The 15,340-nt window shown below is 64.2% G+C and carries 14 protein-coding genes and 1 pseudogene; 7 read left to right on the forward strand and 8 right to left on the reverse strand.

The window, feature by feature from the left end; translation table 11 throughout:
* A partial coding sequence (locus tag QOC76_RS12395) for an EamA family transporter (protein ID WP_526357128.1) occupies positions 1-573 on the forward strand: 573 nt, incomplete at its 5' end.
* Here the strand turns inward: QOC76_RS12395 and QOC76_RS12400 are convergent.
* Positions 570-1,880, reverse strand: coding sequence for an MFS transporter (locus QOC76_RS12400; RefSeq protein WP_526357129.1), 1,311 nt, complete (start codon positions 1,878-1,880; stop codon positions 570-572). The two genes, QOC76_RS12395 and QOC76_RS12400, sit on opposite strands and share 4 nt — an antisense overlap.
* A 184-nt stretch (positions 1,881-2,064) precedes the next feature.
* Here QOC76_RS12400 and QOC76_RS12405 point away from each other — a divergent pair, with 184 nt between their 5' ends.
* The 3 genes and pseudogenes from QOC76_RS12405 to QOC76_RS12415 all read left to right on the forward strand — a co-directional run bounded on the left by QOC76_RS12405 (position 2,065) and on the right by QOC76_RS12415 (position 4,225).
* Positions 2,065-2,448: an ArsR/SmtB family transcription factor gene (locus tag QOC76_RS12405; protein WP_526357130.1), complete on the forward strand. Its 384-nt coding sequence runs from the start codon at positions 2,065-2,067 to the stop codon at positions 2,446-2,448.
* Positions 2,445-3,542: pseudogene (gene arsB, locus QOC76_RS12410) on the forward strand (ACR3 family arsenite efflux transporter); the annotation flags it as partial. The gene QOC76_RS12405 and the pseudogene arsB, both read left to right, overlap by 4 nt.
* A gap of 8 nt (positions 3,543-3,550) precedes the next feature.
* A complete protein-coding gene (locus QOC76_RS12415) occupies positions 3,551-4,225 on the forward strand; it encodes an arsenate reductase ArsC (protein WP_526357131.1) in 675 nt (224 codons plus the stop codon).
* Between the two features lie 55 nt (positions 4,226-4,280).
* Here the strand turns inward: QOC76_RS12415 and QOC76_RS12420 are convergent, their stop codons facing one another.
* The gene (locus tag QOC76_RS12420; protein WP_526357132.1) at positions 4,281-4,754 is read right to left on the reverse strand and encodes an ArsI/CadI family heavy metal resistance metalloenzyme; all 474 of its coding nucleotides are present in this window, start codon (positions 4,752-4,754) and stop codon (positions 4,281-4,283) included.
* 98 nt (positions 4,755-4,852) lie between these two features.
* Between QOC76_RS12420 and QOC76_RS12425 the strand changes: the two genes are divergently transcribed.
* Positions 4,853-5,212 carry an Rv2640c family ArsR-like transcriptional regulator gene (locus QOC76_RS12425; protein WP_526357133.1) on the forward strand — a complete coding sequence of 120 codons (360 nt, stop codon included), beginning with the start codon at positions 4,853-4,855 and terminating at the stop codon, positions 5,210-5,212.
* Between the two features lie 26 nt (positions 5,213-5,238).
* On the opposite strand, the gene QOC76_RS12430 is transcribed toward QOC76_RS12425, so the two are convergent.
* Positions 5,239-6,030 (reverse strand): bestrophin-like domain, encoded by a 792-nt coding sequence (locus QOC76_RS12430; RefSeq protein ID WP_526357134.1) that lies wholly within the window; start codon positions 6,028-6,030, stop codon positions 5,239-5,241.
* Between the two features lie 328 nt (positions 6,031-6,358).
* Between QOC76_RS12430 and QOC76_RS12435 the strand changes: the two genes are divergently transcribed.
* Entirely contained in the window at positions 6,359-7,102 is a 744-nt protein-coding gene (locus QOC76_RS12435; RefSeq protein ID WP_526357135.1) for an SDR family NAD(P)-dependent oxidoreductase, read from the forward strand.
* Between the two features lie 45 nt (positions 7,103-7,147).
* Entirely contained in the window at positions 7,148-8,014 is an 867-nt protein-coding gene (locus QOC76_RS12440; RefSeq protein WP_526357136.1) for an ABC transporter substrate-binding protein, read from the forward strand.
* An 88-nt stretch (positions 8,015-8,102) separates the two neighbouring features.
* Here QOC76_RS12440 and QOC76_RS12445 read toward each other — a convergent pair whose 3' ends face one another.
* From QOC76_RS12445 to QOC76_RS12465, 5 genes are all read right to left on the reverse strand, one after another.
* A complete protein-coding gene (locus tag QOC76_RS12445) occupies positions 8,103-9,731 on the reverse strand; it encodes an acetolactate synthase large subunit (protein ID WP_526357146.1) in 1,629 nt (542 codons plus the stop codon).
* Positions 9,732-9,860: 129 nt separating this feature from the next.
* Positions 9,861-10,658 (reverse strand): glycoside hydrolase domain-containing protein, encoded by a 798-nt coding sequence (locus tag QOC76_RS12450; RefSeq protein ID WP_526357137.1) that lies wholly within the window; start codon positions 10,656-10,658, stop codon positions 9,861-9,863.
* Positions 10,659-10,676: 18 nt separating this feature from the next.
* A complete protein-coding gene (locus QOC76_RS12455; RefSeq protein ID WP_526357138.1) occupies positions 10,677-13,211 on the reverse strand; it encodes an ABC transporter permease in 2,535 nt (844 codons plus the stop codon).
* Positions 13,212-13,213: 2 nt separating this feature from the next.
* Positions 13,214-13,972: an ABC transporter ATP-binding protein gene (locus QOC76_RS12460; protein ID WP_526357139.1), complete on the reverse strand. Its 759-nt coding sequence runs from the start codon at positions 13,970-13,972 to the stop codon at positions 13,214-13,216.
* Between the two features lie 39 nt (positions 13,973-14,011).
* Positions 14,012-15,340 (reverse strand): cytochrome P450, encoded by a 1,329-nt coding sequence (locus tag QOC76_RS12465; RefSeq protein WP_526357140.1) that lies wholly within the window; start codon positions 15,338-15,340, stop codon positions 14,012-14,014.

Consider the following 15,340-nt stretch of genomic DNA (forward strand, 5'->3'; position numbering starts at 1 on the left):
ACCTACAGCGCCCCGTTGTGGATGCCACTTGTCGCCTGGGTCGCAACCCGTCAACGGGTATCGAGGTGGACCTGGCTCGGCGCCGGTCTCGGGTTCGCCGGAGTACTACTCGTGTTACAGCCTCAGAGCCATAGCTTCAACATCGGCGAGGTGTCCGCGCTCGCAGGCGCGCTCTTCCTCGCCGTCGCGATGATGTCCGTACGGTGGCTTGGCGCAACCGAGCCCATCACCCGCGTTCTCTTCTATTACTTCCTGCTCTCGACCGTGATGTCCGTTCCGATCGCAGCATTGGACTGGAAGCCCTTTCCTGCGCAGGCCCTGGGGTGGTTGATCGGACTCGGTCTGGCGCAGATGCTTTCGCAGATCCTCATCATCGTGGCCTACCGCTACGCATCGGCGGAGAAGGTAGGCCCGTTCATTTACTCCGTCATCGTGTTCACGGCGCTCATCGATTGGATCATCTGGGACCATCCGCCGACACTGTTCATGTATCTCGGCACGGCGCTGGTCATCGGTGGCGGCATCGTCGCCGTTCGCGCCAGAACCGGCGCGCCGATGGCGGAAGTGAGCTAGCGCGCCACGCGAGGCACCCGCACGGTGACCATCATCGCCGCCAGACCCGCCGCCAGCACCACGCATAACCCGGCCAAACCTGCCCGGTCGGAATCGAACAGGTCGACGAACGTGAAGAACATCCATGGCGCCAGAAACGACACCGCGCGTCCGGTGGTGGTGTAGAGACCGAAGGCGACGCCTTCCTTGCCCTCGGCGGACATTCGCATCATCAGCGCCCGCGCGGAAGCAAGGGTGGGCCCGACGAACAGGCACAGAAGCAGTCCGCAGATCCAGAACGGCAGCGGCCCGGCGACCGTCAGGAGGACCAGTCCGACGACGATCATCGCGGACAGCGATCCGGCGATGACGAGCGTGGAACCCAGTCGGTCGTCGAGCACGCCGCCCAGCATCGCGCCGATCGCGGCGGCGGTGCTGGCGCACACTCCGAACACCAGCACATCGGCCTGTGACAGTCCGTAAACGCTGACGCCGAGCACCGCGCCGAAGGTGAAGACACCCGTCAATCCGTCTCTGAACACGGCGCTGGCCAACAGGTAGTACACGACATTGTGGTCACGTCGCCATTCGCTGCGCACCTCATCCCACAAGGCGCGATAGGCGCCGAAGAATCCGACGGCAGGACCGCGGTCGGCAGAGGCCGGGACGGGCACGGAGACAAGTAGCGGCCAAGCGAACAATGCAAACCACGCCGCGGCGAGCAACATGGACGCCCGCACGTTATCGCCGTCAACCGCCGCGATGCCCAGCAGGCCGCGGGTGCCGCCGTCACCCTGGATGAAACCGAAATAGACGATCAGTAGTAGCAGCACGCTGCCGAAAAACCCTGCGGCCGAACCGAGGCCGGAGATTCGTCCGGAGTTCTCACCCGTCGAAAGTTGCCTCAGCATGGCGTTGTACGGCACGGTCGCCAGGTCGCTGCATGCCGCCGCGCAGGCGAGCAGGACCAGACCGAGCCACAGGTAGTGATAGTCGGCCCGGATCAGGCTCATCGCCGACGTCATGATGACGACCAAGCCGGTGAGGACTGCGAGTGCCGTGCGGCGTCGGTGTGGCGCGTTCACCCAGACTCCGGTCGCCGGCGCGAGCAACGCGACGCAGATGCCTGCGAGTGTCAGCGCCCGACCCAACCAGCTTGCGGGCGTGCCGGGTCCGGGCAGACCCGAACCTACTTGCTCGGTGAGATAGACGGAGAAGACGAACGTGACGACGACGGCGTTCACACCCGTTGCGCCGCAGTCCCACAGCGCCCACGCCACCACCCCGGACCGCGGAGCAGTGTGAGAATCCGGGCCGCGGCCGCTCATGGCTTCACTCCAGTCGTCACTCGTCAACACCGCTCCGGCGTGGTGGCCGCGTTCGGCGGAATGCTCAAGGCGAAGCTACGTTATGTTCACCGATACCGCGCCATGGTCGCCTGCAGGCGACGAGTCGGTTCGATTCACACACTGTTCGTTTGTGTCTTGAATAGAAGAGTGTCAATATCGATGTGTGTCTAAGTCACGTCTTCCGCCGAGCGATGTGTCGGCATGCGCCTACGCCCCGTTGGTACGCGAGCCGCTGTCACCTGCGGCCGCCGCTGAAGTCGCCGCCAAACTCAAGGCGCTATCAGATCCGGTGCGCCTGCGTCTGTTCAGCCTGGTCGCCAGTCATGTCGGTGGAGAAGCCTGTGTGTGCGACATCTCCGGCGACTTCGATGTTTCGCAGCCGACCATTTCCCATCACCTCAAGGTGCTCAAGGACGCCGGTCTTCTCGCCTCCGAGCGCCGAGGGTCCTGGGTGTACTACTCCGTCGTCTCGGAGGCGCTGATCAACCTGGCATCGGTACTGAGCACGTCCGCCGACGACGACGTCACGACCGGATCACCAACATGACCAAGCCCGTCACCTCGGACGCGCACCCGGCCGTCGTCGAGAAGCTGTCGTTGCTCGACCGGTATCTGCCGCTGTGGATCGGCATGGCGATGGCAGCCGGGCTGTTCCTCGGACGCGTCGTGCCCGGCTTGAACGGTGCGCTCAATCATGTTGAAGTCGACGGGATTTCGTTGCCCATTGCACTCGGCTTGCTGGTCATGATGTACCCGGTGCTCGCCAAGGTCCGCTACGACCGACTCGACACGGTCACCGGCGACCGCAAGCTACTGCTCAGCTCCTTGCTGCTCAACTGGGTGATCGGTCCGGCACTTATGTTCGCCCTTGCGTGGCTGCTGCTGTCGGACCTTCCTGAATACCGCACCGGCCTGATCATCGTGGGGTTGGCGCGCTGCATCGCCATGGTGATCATCTGGAACGACCTCGCCTGCGGAGACAGGGAAGCCGCAGCCGTCCTCGTCGCGCTGAACTCGGTGTTCCAGGTGATCATGTTCGCCGTCCTCGGATGGTTCTACCTCTCGGTACTGCCCGGCTGGCTGGGCCTGGAACAGACCACCATCAGCACCTCGCCGTGGAAAATCGCCAAGTCAGTGGTCATCTTTCTCGGCATCCCACTGCTGGCCGGGTATCTTTCCCGACGGCTCGGCGAAAAGGCCAGGGGCCGCACGTGGTACGAATCCTCATTCCTGCCGAAGATCGGCCCGTGGGCGCTGTACGGCCTGCTGTTCACCATTGTCATCCTCTTCGCGCTGCAAGGTGAGCAGATCACCAGCCGCCCGCTTGACGTGGTCCGCATCGCCCTGCCGCTGCTGGCGTACTTCGCCATCATGTGGGGTGGTGGCTACCTCCTCGGCGCTCTGCTGAACCTCGGGTACGCGCGCATCACCACCCTGGCGTTCACCGCAGCGGGCAACAACTTCGAATTGGCTATTGCAGTGGCGATCGCCACCTATGGCGCGACCTCGGGTCAAGCTCTCGCAGGTGTGGTCGGCCCGCTCATCGAAGTCCCGGTCCTCGTCGCCCTGGTGTACGTCTCCCTCGCCATGCGGCGCCGATTCACCCTTGAGAACCCGAGAACAACACTGATCACGGATCGGAGCGCACAGTGACCGACAGCCCTGTTTCCCTGGCCGGTCACCTAAGGCGCGACCTGCCCATCGACCAACAGCATGCTCTGAAGACCGCCGCCAGTCGTCTGCACACTGAGTTCAGCGAACATTTCAGCATCGAGACCATCGAACGTTTCCTGCATTCCTCCTACGACCAGTTCGCCGGCCGTGCCACCATCCCCAACTTCCTGCCGTTGTTGGCGGAACGTTGGGCGCGCCAACGCCTTAACGCACTGGCCCGTGTTGAGGGCAGGGTCACCGAAGCCACGCCGACCGTGCTGTTTCTGTGTACCCACAACGCCGGCCGCTCTCAGATGGCTCTTGGGTACTTCAACCACCTCGCAGCCGAGCAGGGCGTCGCCTGGTCGGGAGGGTCCGAGCCAGGCAACGAGATCAACCCATCGGCAGTACAGGCGATGGCCGAGGTCGGCATCGACATCACCCGCGAGTTCCCCAAGCCCTGGACCGACGAGATTGTCCGGGCGGCCGACGTCGTCGTCACCATGGGCTGCGGAGATGAATGCCCGTTCTTCCCCGGTAAGCGGTACGAGAACTGGGAGTTGGCCGACCCCGCTGGACAGTCTGTCGACGCTGTCCGTCCGATCCGCGACGAGATCGAGGAGCGCGTTCGCCGCCTGTTGACCGAGCTCGGCATCACGCCGGTCTCCTGATGAGCGGGGCCGCGGACGCGGAGGTCTACGCCCGCGGGAGCCGATGGAATTATCGTCAGCAGCACGACGTCGCGCTCGAAGCCTTCCGAGTGTCATCTGCCTGGCTACCGCAGCACACGCCTTCGCTGCGGGAATCGAGGTGCCCAGGGCTGGAACCGAAGGTTTCGGAGTCGGCGAGGACCGTGTAGACCTCCCACTTTTCACCCGCAGGGCCGGTGACCCATACCTTGTCCTGGGTGGCGAAGCAACACGTCGTGCCGATCTCCTCGTCGGTGAACAGTCCTTCCTCGCTGAGGCGCGCGATTTCGGAGTGCACATCGGTGCTCGAATCCACCTCTACCCCAAGGTGATTGATGGAGCCGCCCATGCCGGGGTTCTCGAGGAGTATCAGCTTGAGCGGCGGCTGGACGACAGCGAAGTTCGCGTAGCCGTCTTTGACTTTATTGGGCTCAGTGTTGAACAGCTTCGAGTAGAACGTGATCGCGTGGTCGAGGTCATCGACATTGAGGGCAAGTTGGACGCGGGACATGTGCAGTCCTTTCAGGTGTGAGACATATATCGAACTGGCGTCGTCTACAGGATGCCGACCTCTTTGATATATGTCAAGAAGCTGGGTATGGTCGGGCTATGCCGAAGACTCTGCCGGTGATCGACATGTCCGCACCGGTCTGCTGCGCCCCGATGGCCGCTGGTCCGATGTCGGACGAAGCGGCGCTTCAAGTAGCCCTGCGGTTGAAGGCGCTGGCTGACCCGGCGCGAGTGAAGATCATGTCGCTCCTGTTCGGCTCTGCCGACGGCGAAGAGAACAGTGGTGACCTTGCGGCTGTTTTGGAGCTGACGGAATCCACTGTGAGCCATCATCTCGCTCAATTACGGAAGGCAGGCCTGGTCGAGTCGCAGCGGCGGGGCATGAACGTATACCACCGAGCGCACCGCGGCGCGCTCGGCGCGCTTTGCGCCGTCTTGGACCCCACCTGCTGCACATAGCTAGTCAGCGTGGCCCGGAAAGTCCCTTAAGGATTCGACGATAGGGCACGGATGACTTCGCGTAGTGGTTCCGGCGACGTCGCGATTTCGCCGATGAAGGGATGCGAAAGCTCCAAGACAAGAAACAGCTCGGCTCCGACAAGCACACCGAGTATCGCAACCATCGTGAAATGCGTGGTGTGCTTCTCCACGCCGTAGATGATCGCGCAGCCGAGAAGTAGTCCGCCGGTCAAGAAAATGACCGCCCAGAGCGACCATGGCGGCCCGATGTCGGTTCGCGCCTGTAGGACGCGTTGAGTGCGGGCTTGGCTGAGGCTGTCGAGATTCGCGAACGACATGGCCAGCACGGTCTCCTGTGCGCGAGAGTGAGTCTGTACGCCTTCGTAGGCGGAACGCAGACTTGCCAGTGCTTTGTCGGCTTCCGGATAATGACGGCCACCGGCGGCCTCGCTCCATTCGATGACCGCGGCGTTCTCATAGTCCAAGAGGCTCTGTCGAATTCGGTCACGATCCGGCTGGTCGAATATGGTGACGCTTCTAGCCAATTCCACCCCGGCCGCGCCCTCGGTCCGCGCCCTACCATCGGCATCGTTGATCTGGCCCCACATCGCCGATACGACGAAACCGATGAAGAATGCGAAGACAAGGCCCACGACACCGAAAGCGAACTTGGTGACGTCGTTGTGCTCTTCTCCCCGGAGCTTCGGGTATCGCCTGCGAACGAAGACCTGCACGGCCATTGCCAGGCCAGCTGTGACTGCAACAAGTGTGAGCAGAAGCAGCCACGACGGCATATTGCTTACCAACCACTGACTCAAAGCCGCACTCCTCTCGTCGAAGTTCACGCGTCTGGGGCTTCTCGACCTTAAGTGTCGGTTGCCCTCGGGGAGCGGCGATCTGGATTTTCGGGCCGGCGGGCAGACCTATCAGGACAGCGACTCTTGCAATTCGCTGACGGTGTCGTCTTCGAGTGCCGTGCGGACCTTATCGCCGTCATGTGCTGCGTGTGCACGGGTAAATGACCTTCGGCGGCGCGCCAGTCACCGCGCGATTACGGTCCTCGCGAGCCTGTGAGTTCTCCTCGCGCGAATGCATCGCCCAACCACGAGTGTGGGTGGCATTCTCATGATCAGGAGGTGGACCCACATGGACCGTGTTGCGGTCATCACGGGGGCCAGTCGCGGAATCGGTGCGGCGACAGCACTCGTTCTGGCGGAGCGCGGGTTCCGCGTCGTCGTCAACTACCGCTCCAGCGCCGATGAGGCGCAGCAGGTGGTCCGTGCCGCGACGGAGGCCGGCGGCGAAGCGATGGCGGTGCGGGCCGACGTGACCCGAGGCGATGAGGTCGCCAAAATGGTCGCAGAAGCCGAAAAGCGATGGGGCCGGATCGACGTACTCGTTCACAACGCATTGATCCCCTTCGACGTCACGTCGTTCGCCGATCTGACTTGGGAACAGCTCGGCGGCAAGTTGGAGCGGGAGCTGCGAGCTGCCTACCTGCTCACCAAAGCGATTGTGCCGGCAATGATTTCCCGGAAGTACGGCCGCATGGTGTTCCTCAGCACGGGTCTGTCGAAACGGCCGCGGGACGGGATGATCGCGCTGGGCACCGCCAAGGCCGCCATGGACCAGTTCGTCCGCTACCTCGCGCTCGAGCTGGCGCCACACGGGATCACCGCCAACCTTGTGGCGCCGGCCACGGTGGACGAGACGACGGTGACCGACCAGCTGACTCCCGAACAAATCCAGCGCCTCGGTGCGACCAACCCCATGGGCCGGCTGGTTCGGCCCGACGAGGTGGCCAAAACGGTCGCGTTTCTGGCAAGCGAGGACTCCGGTTTCACCACCGGTGCCTACCTGCCGGTCAACGGCGGCCTTGCCATGGACTGACCGCGGCTGCGTCGTTCTCATTGGATCGAACGAAGGAATCGCATCATGGAAACGATCGATCTTGCCTACGTCGGACGTGGCATTCACGAGGAACTGGTTGCCCATGTCGCCGATCAGGAGGGCTTCTTCGCAGACGAAGGCATCCATGTCGCCATCCACGACGGAACCGGCTGGGACGACGATCGCCTGCGGTCGTGCGCGACGATCGGGCTCGGACGAGCCGTGCTGTCTCGTCTGACGGACGGTGTCGAATGGACCGTGCACAGCGTCAACACCCATCGGCCACTCTTCTGGTTTCTCGGCGGCGGCGACGTGGCGTCCATGGCGGACCTTCGAGGGCGCCGGCTCGCGGTACACGCGCCGCACACCGCGCCAGGGTGCTTCGCGCGAATCGTGTTGCGCCGTCATGGTATTGACCCCGACCGCGACATCGATTGTGTGTCGCGGCATCCGGGCGACTATCAGATGGACCTGCGACGCCTTCGCGATGGCAGCATCGAAGCCGCGTATGTCGGAAGCACCCTTGGGCCCGAGCAGGTCGCCGATGAGGAGGGCTTCCACGTGCTCGCCTGGGTCGGTGATGATTTCCAGATCCCCACCGTGGGAATCGCGGCGGATGCGGCCCACTTCAAATCCGACGACGCCGCGTTGCAGGCGCTGGTCCGGGCCAACCAGCGCGCCCTGAAAACCGTTGCGGACACACCCGATCTGGTCGTCGACTACCTCGCATCGTTTCTGAACCGGATGACCCGCGACGAAGTGCAGCGCTACTACGAGCGCTACATCGGACCGTACTTCGGCTCCGACGGCCGGGTCGATCGCGATATCGCCCGAGCCGCCATCGACGCCGTCGCACACGAACTGGGCGTCGCTTCGGTGCCCGCTGAGCAGATCTATCAACCCGCCCGATGACCGAAGAGCGACGATGTCGGAGCCTGGAACAGGAGAAGTACGGGCTTGGCTCCCCGCCTGTCGCGCACCGTGGCCGTAGTGCAGCGCTTCAGGACAGCGACTCGTCCAGCTCGCCCAGTGAAGCGATGAGGTCGCTGTTGGCCGAGTAGTCCACGGGACACGCGATGATGCTGACGGTGTCGTCGTCGAGTGCGGCGCGCAGGGTCGGGAGCAGTTCCTCGGCGGCCGAGATCCGGTAGCCCTTTGCGCCGAAACTCTCGGCATAGGTGACGAAGTCGGGATTGCCGAATCGGGTGTCCACGTTGTGGCCGATCTCCAGGTCCATCTTCCAGCTGATCAGACCGTAGGCGTTGTCATCCCAGATGAGGATCACCATCGGGATTTCGAGCCGCAGTGCAGTCTCGATCTCCTGCGAGTTCATCAGGAACGACCCGTCGCCGTTGGCGACGAGCACCTTCGCGTCGGGCCGCGCGATCTTGGCGCCGATCGCCCCTGGCAGCGTCCATGCCATCGTTGAGAGCCCGTTGGAGATCAGGCAGGTGTTCGGTTCATAGGTCGGGTAAAGCCTGGCCATCCACATCTTGAGCGCGCCGGTATCTACTAGGGCAATGTCGTTGCGCCGCAACGCTGCTCGTGTGTCGGCGACGATCCTGGCCGGCGTGAGCGGGAAACTGTCGTCGGCGCGTCCCCGATCGAGCTCAGCCGAGAGCAGCTCACGGATCTGCTCGTGCCCCGACACGGACGGGTGATCACGAGTCACCATCGTCGCCAGCTCATCGAGTGTGCGGGCGATGTCGGCGTGCAATCCGACCGCGACGTTGTAGTGCGCGTCGACTTCGGCGGGGAAGCGGTGAATGTGGATGATGCTCGTGTTACCGCTCGGATTGACGCGGACCGGATCGAACTCCTGCAACTCGTAACCGACGGCGATGATGGCATCGGCCCGGTCGAAGCCGAAGTTCACGTAGTCATGGCGCATGAAACCCACCGCGCCGAGCGACAGCCGGTGGTCGTCGGGCATCACGCCCTTACCGTGGAACGTGGTGGCCACCGGGATGTCGAGCGCTTCGGCGAACCGGCGTACCGCTTCGGTAGCGCCGCTGCGGGCTGCGCCGTGACCGGCCAACAGGATGGGGCTGCGTGCGTGCCGCAGGATCTCCGCCGCCCGTTCCAGTTGAGCGGCCGAGGGATCGTCGGGCCGCGGCACGTTGACCGGTAATGGGCCCGACTCGGCAGGGGCAGCGGCTTCCTCGACGTCCTCGGGAACGGCGAGATAGACCGCTCCCGGGCGCTCGGTCTGTGCGAGCTTGAAGGCCTTGCGGACCATCTCCGGTACAGCGGACGGTGTCGCAACAAGTGCGGACCACTTGGTCGCGGGCGCGAACATCGAAACCAGGTCCACGCCTTGATGCGACTCCTTGTAGCTTCGGCCCATGCCGACCTGCGCCGAAAGAGCAATGAGTGGCGTCGAATTCGTGGTGGCATCGGCCACGCCGAGCAGAAGGTTGATCGCGCCAGGGCCGAGGGTTGCCGAGCACACGCCGGCACGGCCGGTCAAGCGTCCATAGACCTCCGCCATGAACGAGGCACCCTGCTCGTGGCGCGTCAGCACGTACTCGATCGACGATCGAGACAGCGCGTCGACGAATCGGATGTTTTCCTCGCCGGGTATCCCGAAAACGTGCGTTACGCCCTCGTTCTCAAGACACTCGACGATGAGCTCGGCGGTCGAGCGAGTCGATTCGTCCACACCTCGAGCCTATGTCAGTGCTGCGGTGTGTAGATCCGTATGACCGAGCCGTTTCGGGGCCCCTGGTGACGTCGTCCTTCCTATGGGCGGGCACAGTCAGCGAGCGAGATCCCATTGGCCGAAATCGGCTGCCAGGATGTCGTCCTCGTCGACATGGGTACCGCCCAGGCTGACGCCGGGGTCGGCCGCGGTGACGATGAGATTCTGGTACAGCACCGCAGCCGGTTCGCGCTCGCCATGTGACCAGGCTCTGGTCTGCCATGCCCACCGGTATCCCGGAGTGGAGGAGTGGCCGATGACGTCGCCCGCGATCGCCCACCCACACACTCCGGCGTGACCATAGACACCGGTGCGCTGCACGCCCAGGACGGAGTTGATTCCACGAAGCCACTGCAGCGCAACGGTTTTCCAGGTGTCGGCGTCGATGTCCTCGTCGATGCTGAAGAAGATCGGCGCCGAATCCGGACCGCCGGCCGCGGCATGCAGGCGCATCGCTGTTTGAGCGTCGGCGACGCCGCCGTCGTAGCCGCGGGTGAAATCCGAGGGTGTCGGCCAGCCGGGCTTGCCGTACTGATAGCAGCTGACGACGTGCAGCCCGGACGCGCGCAGCGCATCCGCGTACTCGCGGGTGACCGGCTTGAAATCGAAGGTGGCGCCGGGCCGAAGCTCGGAGACGTAGACGAGCGCGCCCGCATACCCCGCCGCCGCGATTTGATCCGCGGGCACCAAACGCTCGGCGAAGTCGATCAGCTTGGCATCGGCGGCTGACGCACGGAGTTCATCGAAGGTCAACGCGGCAAGACCGGCGAGAAGGGGAGCACCCAGCGAGTACTTGAGAACCTCGCGTCTCGAAGTGACTATTCGGGTCCGGCCACCCGGCACATCGTCGTCCATGAAGCCATTGTCGCTGACCTACTCGTCCCGCAGCGCTGTCGACGGTGCCGCCTTCGTGCTCTTCCATGCGGGGACGATCGCTGCGAATACCGCGGCCGCGGCTGCGAGCGCCGCATACTTGAGGGCCTCCAGCCAGGGAAAGGTCAGTGGGCTGACCGATCCGACATTGACGACGGCCGCCTGCCGAACCGCCTCCATGATCGCCACGGACAGCACCGCGCCGAGTACGGCGCCCACGCCGCTGGCGGTGAGGGCCTCGATCGTCGTGACCGAGAAAACCTTCGATCTGGTGGCGCCGAGCGCCTGCACCAGCGCCATCTCGCGTCGGCGGCGCATGCCGACGAGGAGCAGCGTCGACGACACCGATACGAATGCGATCGCGAGAAGGCCGTACTTGAGCGCATTCAACGTCGTGAGGAAGCGGCCGAGACCGCTGGCGGTGGCCTGCTCGTACCCGGCCGAGTCGGTGACTTTGACGAGCTGGTTGAACTGCGTGGAGTTGATCTCGGCGGCGACTTGATCCAGCGGCACACCTGGAGCCGCTTTGATGCGGACCAGGCCAGGGGGCTGCTCCCCGAAGATCTGCTTGGCGGCGTCGAAGGGCATGTATATCCGCCGGCCACCGACTTCCGGCGTCGCCACAATGGTGCCGATGGCCATCTTCTGTGCGTGTGGTCCGCTGCCGAGCAGAATCGTGTCGCCTACGCGAAGGTTCTCCTCGCGGGCGAGGATGCCACCGATGACGAGCTGGTTGGCGTCCAGCGTCGCCTTCGGCGACTGGCCGGCCAGCATGGGGAACGGGAAGGTGGGGTCACTCTCGGCGCGCATGTAGGCGGCCGATCCGTTGGCAAGCGCCATTTCGATCTCCACCATTTGCTCAACGCGTTCGACGCCCGGCAGGGCTCCGAGTTTCGCGATGGTGTCGGGGGACACCTTCGCGTCCAGCGCGCCCCAGTCGTTGAATCGCGAGGTGGTCACCACCAGGCGGTCGCTTGCCTGCGCTCTCGCCAGATTCGCCGAGCCACTGTTGATTCCGACGAGGAAGCTCGAGAGCAGCATCGCCACCGCCACCGGTACGGCGACGGCACCAGCGATCGCGGTGGTTCGCGTCGGGTTCGCGCGCAGTCCCGTGAGCGCTATCCGGAATGTCGCGCCGCGCGCCCTTGTCGGCCCCAAGCGCACCATCGAGATGAGTTGGGCGCTGAGATACGCTGCGGCCGTAAGCATTCCGACTACCGCAACAACGACGCCTGCGCCGGAAACCGCGGCCTGCCACGGTTCCAGGCCGCCGGACTCGGCGGCGAATCTCGCGGCGAAAACTCCGGCAGCACCGAGTGCGAGCAGCCCGACCGCCTTGGGCCAGATGCTGCGCGACTTGGTGGTCTCCTGCGCGGCACGTCCGGATAGTTCGGACGCAATCGCGGTCCGCTGTGCCGACAGGCTGGGAAGCAGGGCGGCCAGAATCGCCAGCACAACACCCAAGCCGATGCCCAACGCCACGATGCCGGGTTCGATCACGACAGGGGTATTCACGCCGATGTACAGCTGTGTCAGTGTGCTGGCACTCGCGACAACGGGATGTGCGATGCCGATGCCGATGAGGGCGCCGAACGTCGAGCCGATCGCCCCGAGGAACGCGGCTTCGGCGAGGAAGCCGACCACAGCGGACAGCGGAGACGCGCCCAGCGCGGCGGCGACCGCCACCTCGTGCCGGCGTTCCTCGACCGACAGGCGGGTGATCTGGGCGATCAGGATGACGCCGACACCTACCGCGATGAGGGCGAAGATCGCGAGCAGCGGGAGAAGCACGATGTTGACGTTGAAACCCCGGTCGGGTTCGCTGCGAGTCAGCACGTCGAAGCCGGGGCCGAGTGACTGCTGGAGCTGCTTTCCTATCTGAGGTGCCTTGGCGTCGTCGACAAGCGTGAGGTAAGCCATGTCGACCCGGTCGCCTCGAGCGAACTGCGCCTGGGCCGCGCGCAGCGGCAACACCACGACCATGCCGTTATTGATCGTGTCCAATTGCGAGACTTGCTGCAGCCCAGTCAAAGACATCTGCCCGACGTCGGTGACCAATCTCGACGACGGCTCCAGTGACTTGCTGAGAATGGTTGATGTGGCCGGCAGCGGGGGCTCCTGCTGGCCGGGCGGGCATACGGCGGGGTCGATGATCCATCGTGCCGTGCAGTCGATGCCCAAAGCCAGCACGTACGTTTCGCGGTCACCCGTGCGGACCATGGTGATGGCCCGAACGACGGGGACCACCGCCGTTACGCCCGGTGTGGTGGCGGCGGTTCGCATCGCCTCCGGTGTCACGCCCGCTCGGTTCGCGGCTCCGAGTATGCGCATCGGCGCCGGGCCGGCGATCCGGTAACCGACGTCTTCGACGGCCTTGGTGACACTGGTTGCCTCGATCATCACTGCGACGACGACGGCCACGCCGCCACCCAGCGAAATGGCGGCCAGCAGTGCCCGGAAGGCATGTCGTCGAAGAGCCCGCAGGTTGATGATCCTGAGAACACTGACGGTCGCGGCTATTCGGCGCCCCGCCATTGTTACGGCGCCACTCGCTGGAGGTCATCGGCTTCAAGACGGTGCCTGCCCGTCCCGCGGCTGTCGCTTTCGATTTGGCCGTCGCGGAAGGCGATGAGCCGGGGCGCATTTTCGGCTATCGACAGGTCATGGGTGACCAGGACGATCGTCTGACCTTCGCGGTTCAGATTCTCGAGGGTTTCGATGACCTTGCGACCGTTCTTCGTGTCGAGGTTTCCCGTCGGCTCGTCGGCGAGTATCACGTCGGGCTTCATGAACAGCGCTCGCGCGATCGCCACCCGCTGCTGCTCACCGCCGGACAACTCCGACGGCACACGCTTGGCCTTGTCCGCGAGGCCGAACTCAGTCAGCAACTCGATCGCCCGGTCATGTTGGGTGCGACCGGATTCGCCGACGAGCAGGCCACTGAGCATGACGTTCTCGACCACCGACAGCCCGGCGAGGAGATTGAAGGACTGGAAGACGTATCCGAGCTTGCGGCCTCGCATGCGAGCGAGCTGACGACGGGAAAGTTTCTTAACGCTCTGTCCGGCCACCAACACGTCACCACTCGATGGCGGTTCGAGCAACCCGAGGATGCTCAGCAACGTCGACTTCCCCGAGCCGGACGGCCCGATCAGCACCACGAAGTCACCCGAGAAGATCTGCAGGTCGATGTTTTTGAGAATCGGTGTCTCGGTGTCGCCGCGACCGAATGACTTCGAAAGGTCTCGCGCTTCGATGACCGGTGCGCCGAGGACCTCGCCGTTGTTTTTTGTCACGTCCCAATCCTTATTTGTGTTGATGCATCGAACGGCATATCAGGCGCCCACCATTCGAAGAGGAAGATGCGTCAATCCGCGCATCGTCGCGTTGTGGAGCCGCTGTGGCTGTCCAACCAATTCCACTGCGGCGACCCGCTTCGAGAGATGCGCGATGATCTGGCCCGCTTCCATCCGGGAAAGACCGGCGCCAAGGCAGAAGTGCACACCACCGCCGAGCGCCAGATGGTCGACGGCTCCGCGGTCGAGACGGAAGGTGTTCGGGTCGGAGAAGTGCCGCGGGTCGCGGTTGGCGGCGCCGAACAGCATCATCGCCCGTGACCCCTTCGGGATGACGAGATGCTCGACGGGGTAGTCGACGGTCGCGGTGCGGTAGAAACCCTGCACCGGCGACTCGAGCCGCAATTGCTCCTCGATGGCCGTCGGAATCAACTCGGGCTTACCGCGTAGCTCATCGAATATGTCGTGTCGCGTTGCGAAGGTGTGCAGCAGCCAGCCAAGCAGGTTCGTCGTGGTCTCGTTGCCCGCGACGATGAGCATGACGACGCCCCAGAAGATTTCGTCGTCGTCGAGTACGTCTCCGTCTTCCGCCTGGGCCATCATCGAGATCAGGTCGGCGCCTGGATTGCGGCGCCGCTCGTCGACGAGCGGCCGCACGTACTTTCGCATGGCGAACGTAGCCCGCGCCATCTTTTGAACGACGTTGGGAGTCCGCCTGCCGACCTCGACGAAGGAGCCGTCGATCAATGCCTCCGACCAGGTGAGGAACTTCATCTGATCGGCCTCGGGAATGCCGAACATGGTGGCGATGATCCGGGTTGGCAAAGGCTTGGCCAGGTCTTGCACGCCGTCGGGGTTCGGCATGCTGAGCATCCGGTCGAGAAGTTCGTCGCAGACCTGCTCGATCAAGGTCTGCCATGCCGCGAGCGCACGGGGCGTGAAGGCACGAGATACCAACTGGCGCAGCCGCGTATGGTCGGGCGGATCCTTGGCGATCATCATCGGCAACGCCACGCGGAACCGGCTCTGGCTCTGTGACGAGGACAGGCGCTCGTGGTCACGCAACCCTGCCCGCACGTCGGTGAAGCGCGGCACGATCCAAATGCCGAGCCGGGGGTTGTAGCGCACCGGCGGCCCGGCGAGAAGCTGCTCGTATTCGGGGTAGGGGTCGAGGATGGTTTCACGCTTGAACGGATTGAAGCATGTCACCGGGTCGGCGGCGCCGTTGCGACGCCGGACACGTTCGATGACCGTGTCCCCTACGACGCCTGCGAGGCTGTCGACACCGACCTTGAGCAGATCAGCGGTGAACTTTCCGACCGGCTTCATCGCCGTCCGGTTCTCCGTCAGAGCAGCGGTTTGAGTCAT

Origin of the sequence: Mycobacterium sp., from assembly GCF_032159565.1 — a bacterium.
Lineage (GTDB): Bacteria > Actinomycetota > Actinomycetes > Mycobacteriales > Mycobacteriaceae > Mycobacterium.

What these genes read in the sequence shown, in the direction of transcription:
- QOC76_RS12400 (WP_526357129.1), bottom strand. Translation starts at nt 1,880, where the DNA reads ATGAGCGGCCGCGGCCCGGATTCTCACACTGCTCCGCGGTCCGGGGTG.
- QOC76_RS12420 (WP_526357132.1), bottom strand. Translation starts at nt 4,754, where the DNA reads ATGTCCCGCGTCCAACTTGCCCTCAATGTCGATGACCTCGACCACGCG.
- QOC76_RS12425 (WP_526357133.1), top strand. Translation starts at nt 4,853, where the DNA reads ATGCCGAAGACTCTGCCGGTGATCGACATGTCCGCACCGGTCTGCTGC.
- QOC76_RS12435 (WP_526357135.1), top strand. Translation starts at nt 6,359, where the DNA reads ATGGACCGTGTTGCGGTCATCACGGGGGCCAGTCGCGGAATCGGTGCG.
- QOC76_RS12440 (WP_526357136.1), top strand. Translation starts at nt 7,148, where the DNA reads ATGGAAACGATCGATCTTGCCTACGTCGGACGTGGCATTCACGAGGAA.
- QOC76_RS12450 (WP_526357137.1), bottom strand. Translation starts at nt 10,658, where the DNA reads ATGGACGACGATGTGCCGGGTGGCCGGACCCGAATAGTCACTTCGAGA.
- QOC76_RS12455 (WP_526357138.1), bottom strand. Translation starts at nt 13,211, where the DNA reads ATGGCGGGGCGCCGAATAGCCGCGACCGTCAGTGTTCTCAGGATCATC.
- QOC76_RS12465 (WP_526357140.1), bottom strand. Translation starts at nt 15,340, where the DNA reads ATGACTCAAACCGCTGCTCTGACGGAGAACCGGACGGCGATGAAGCCG.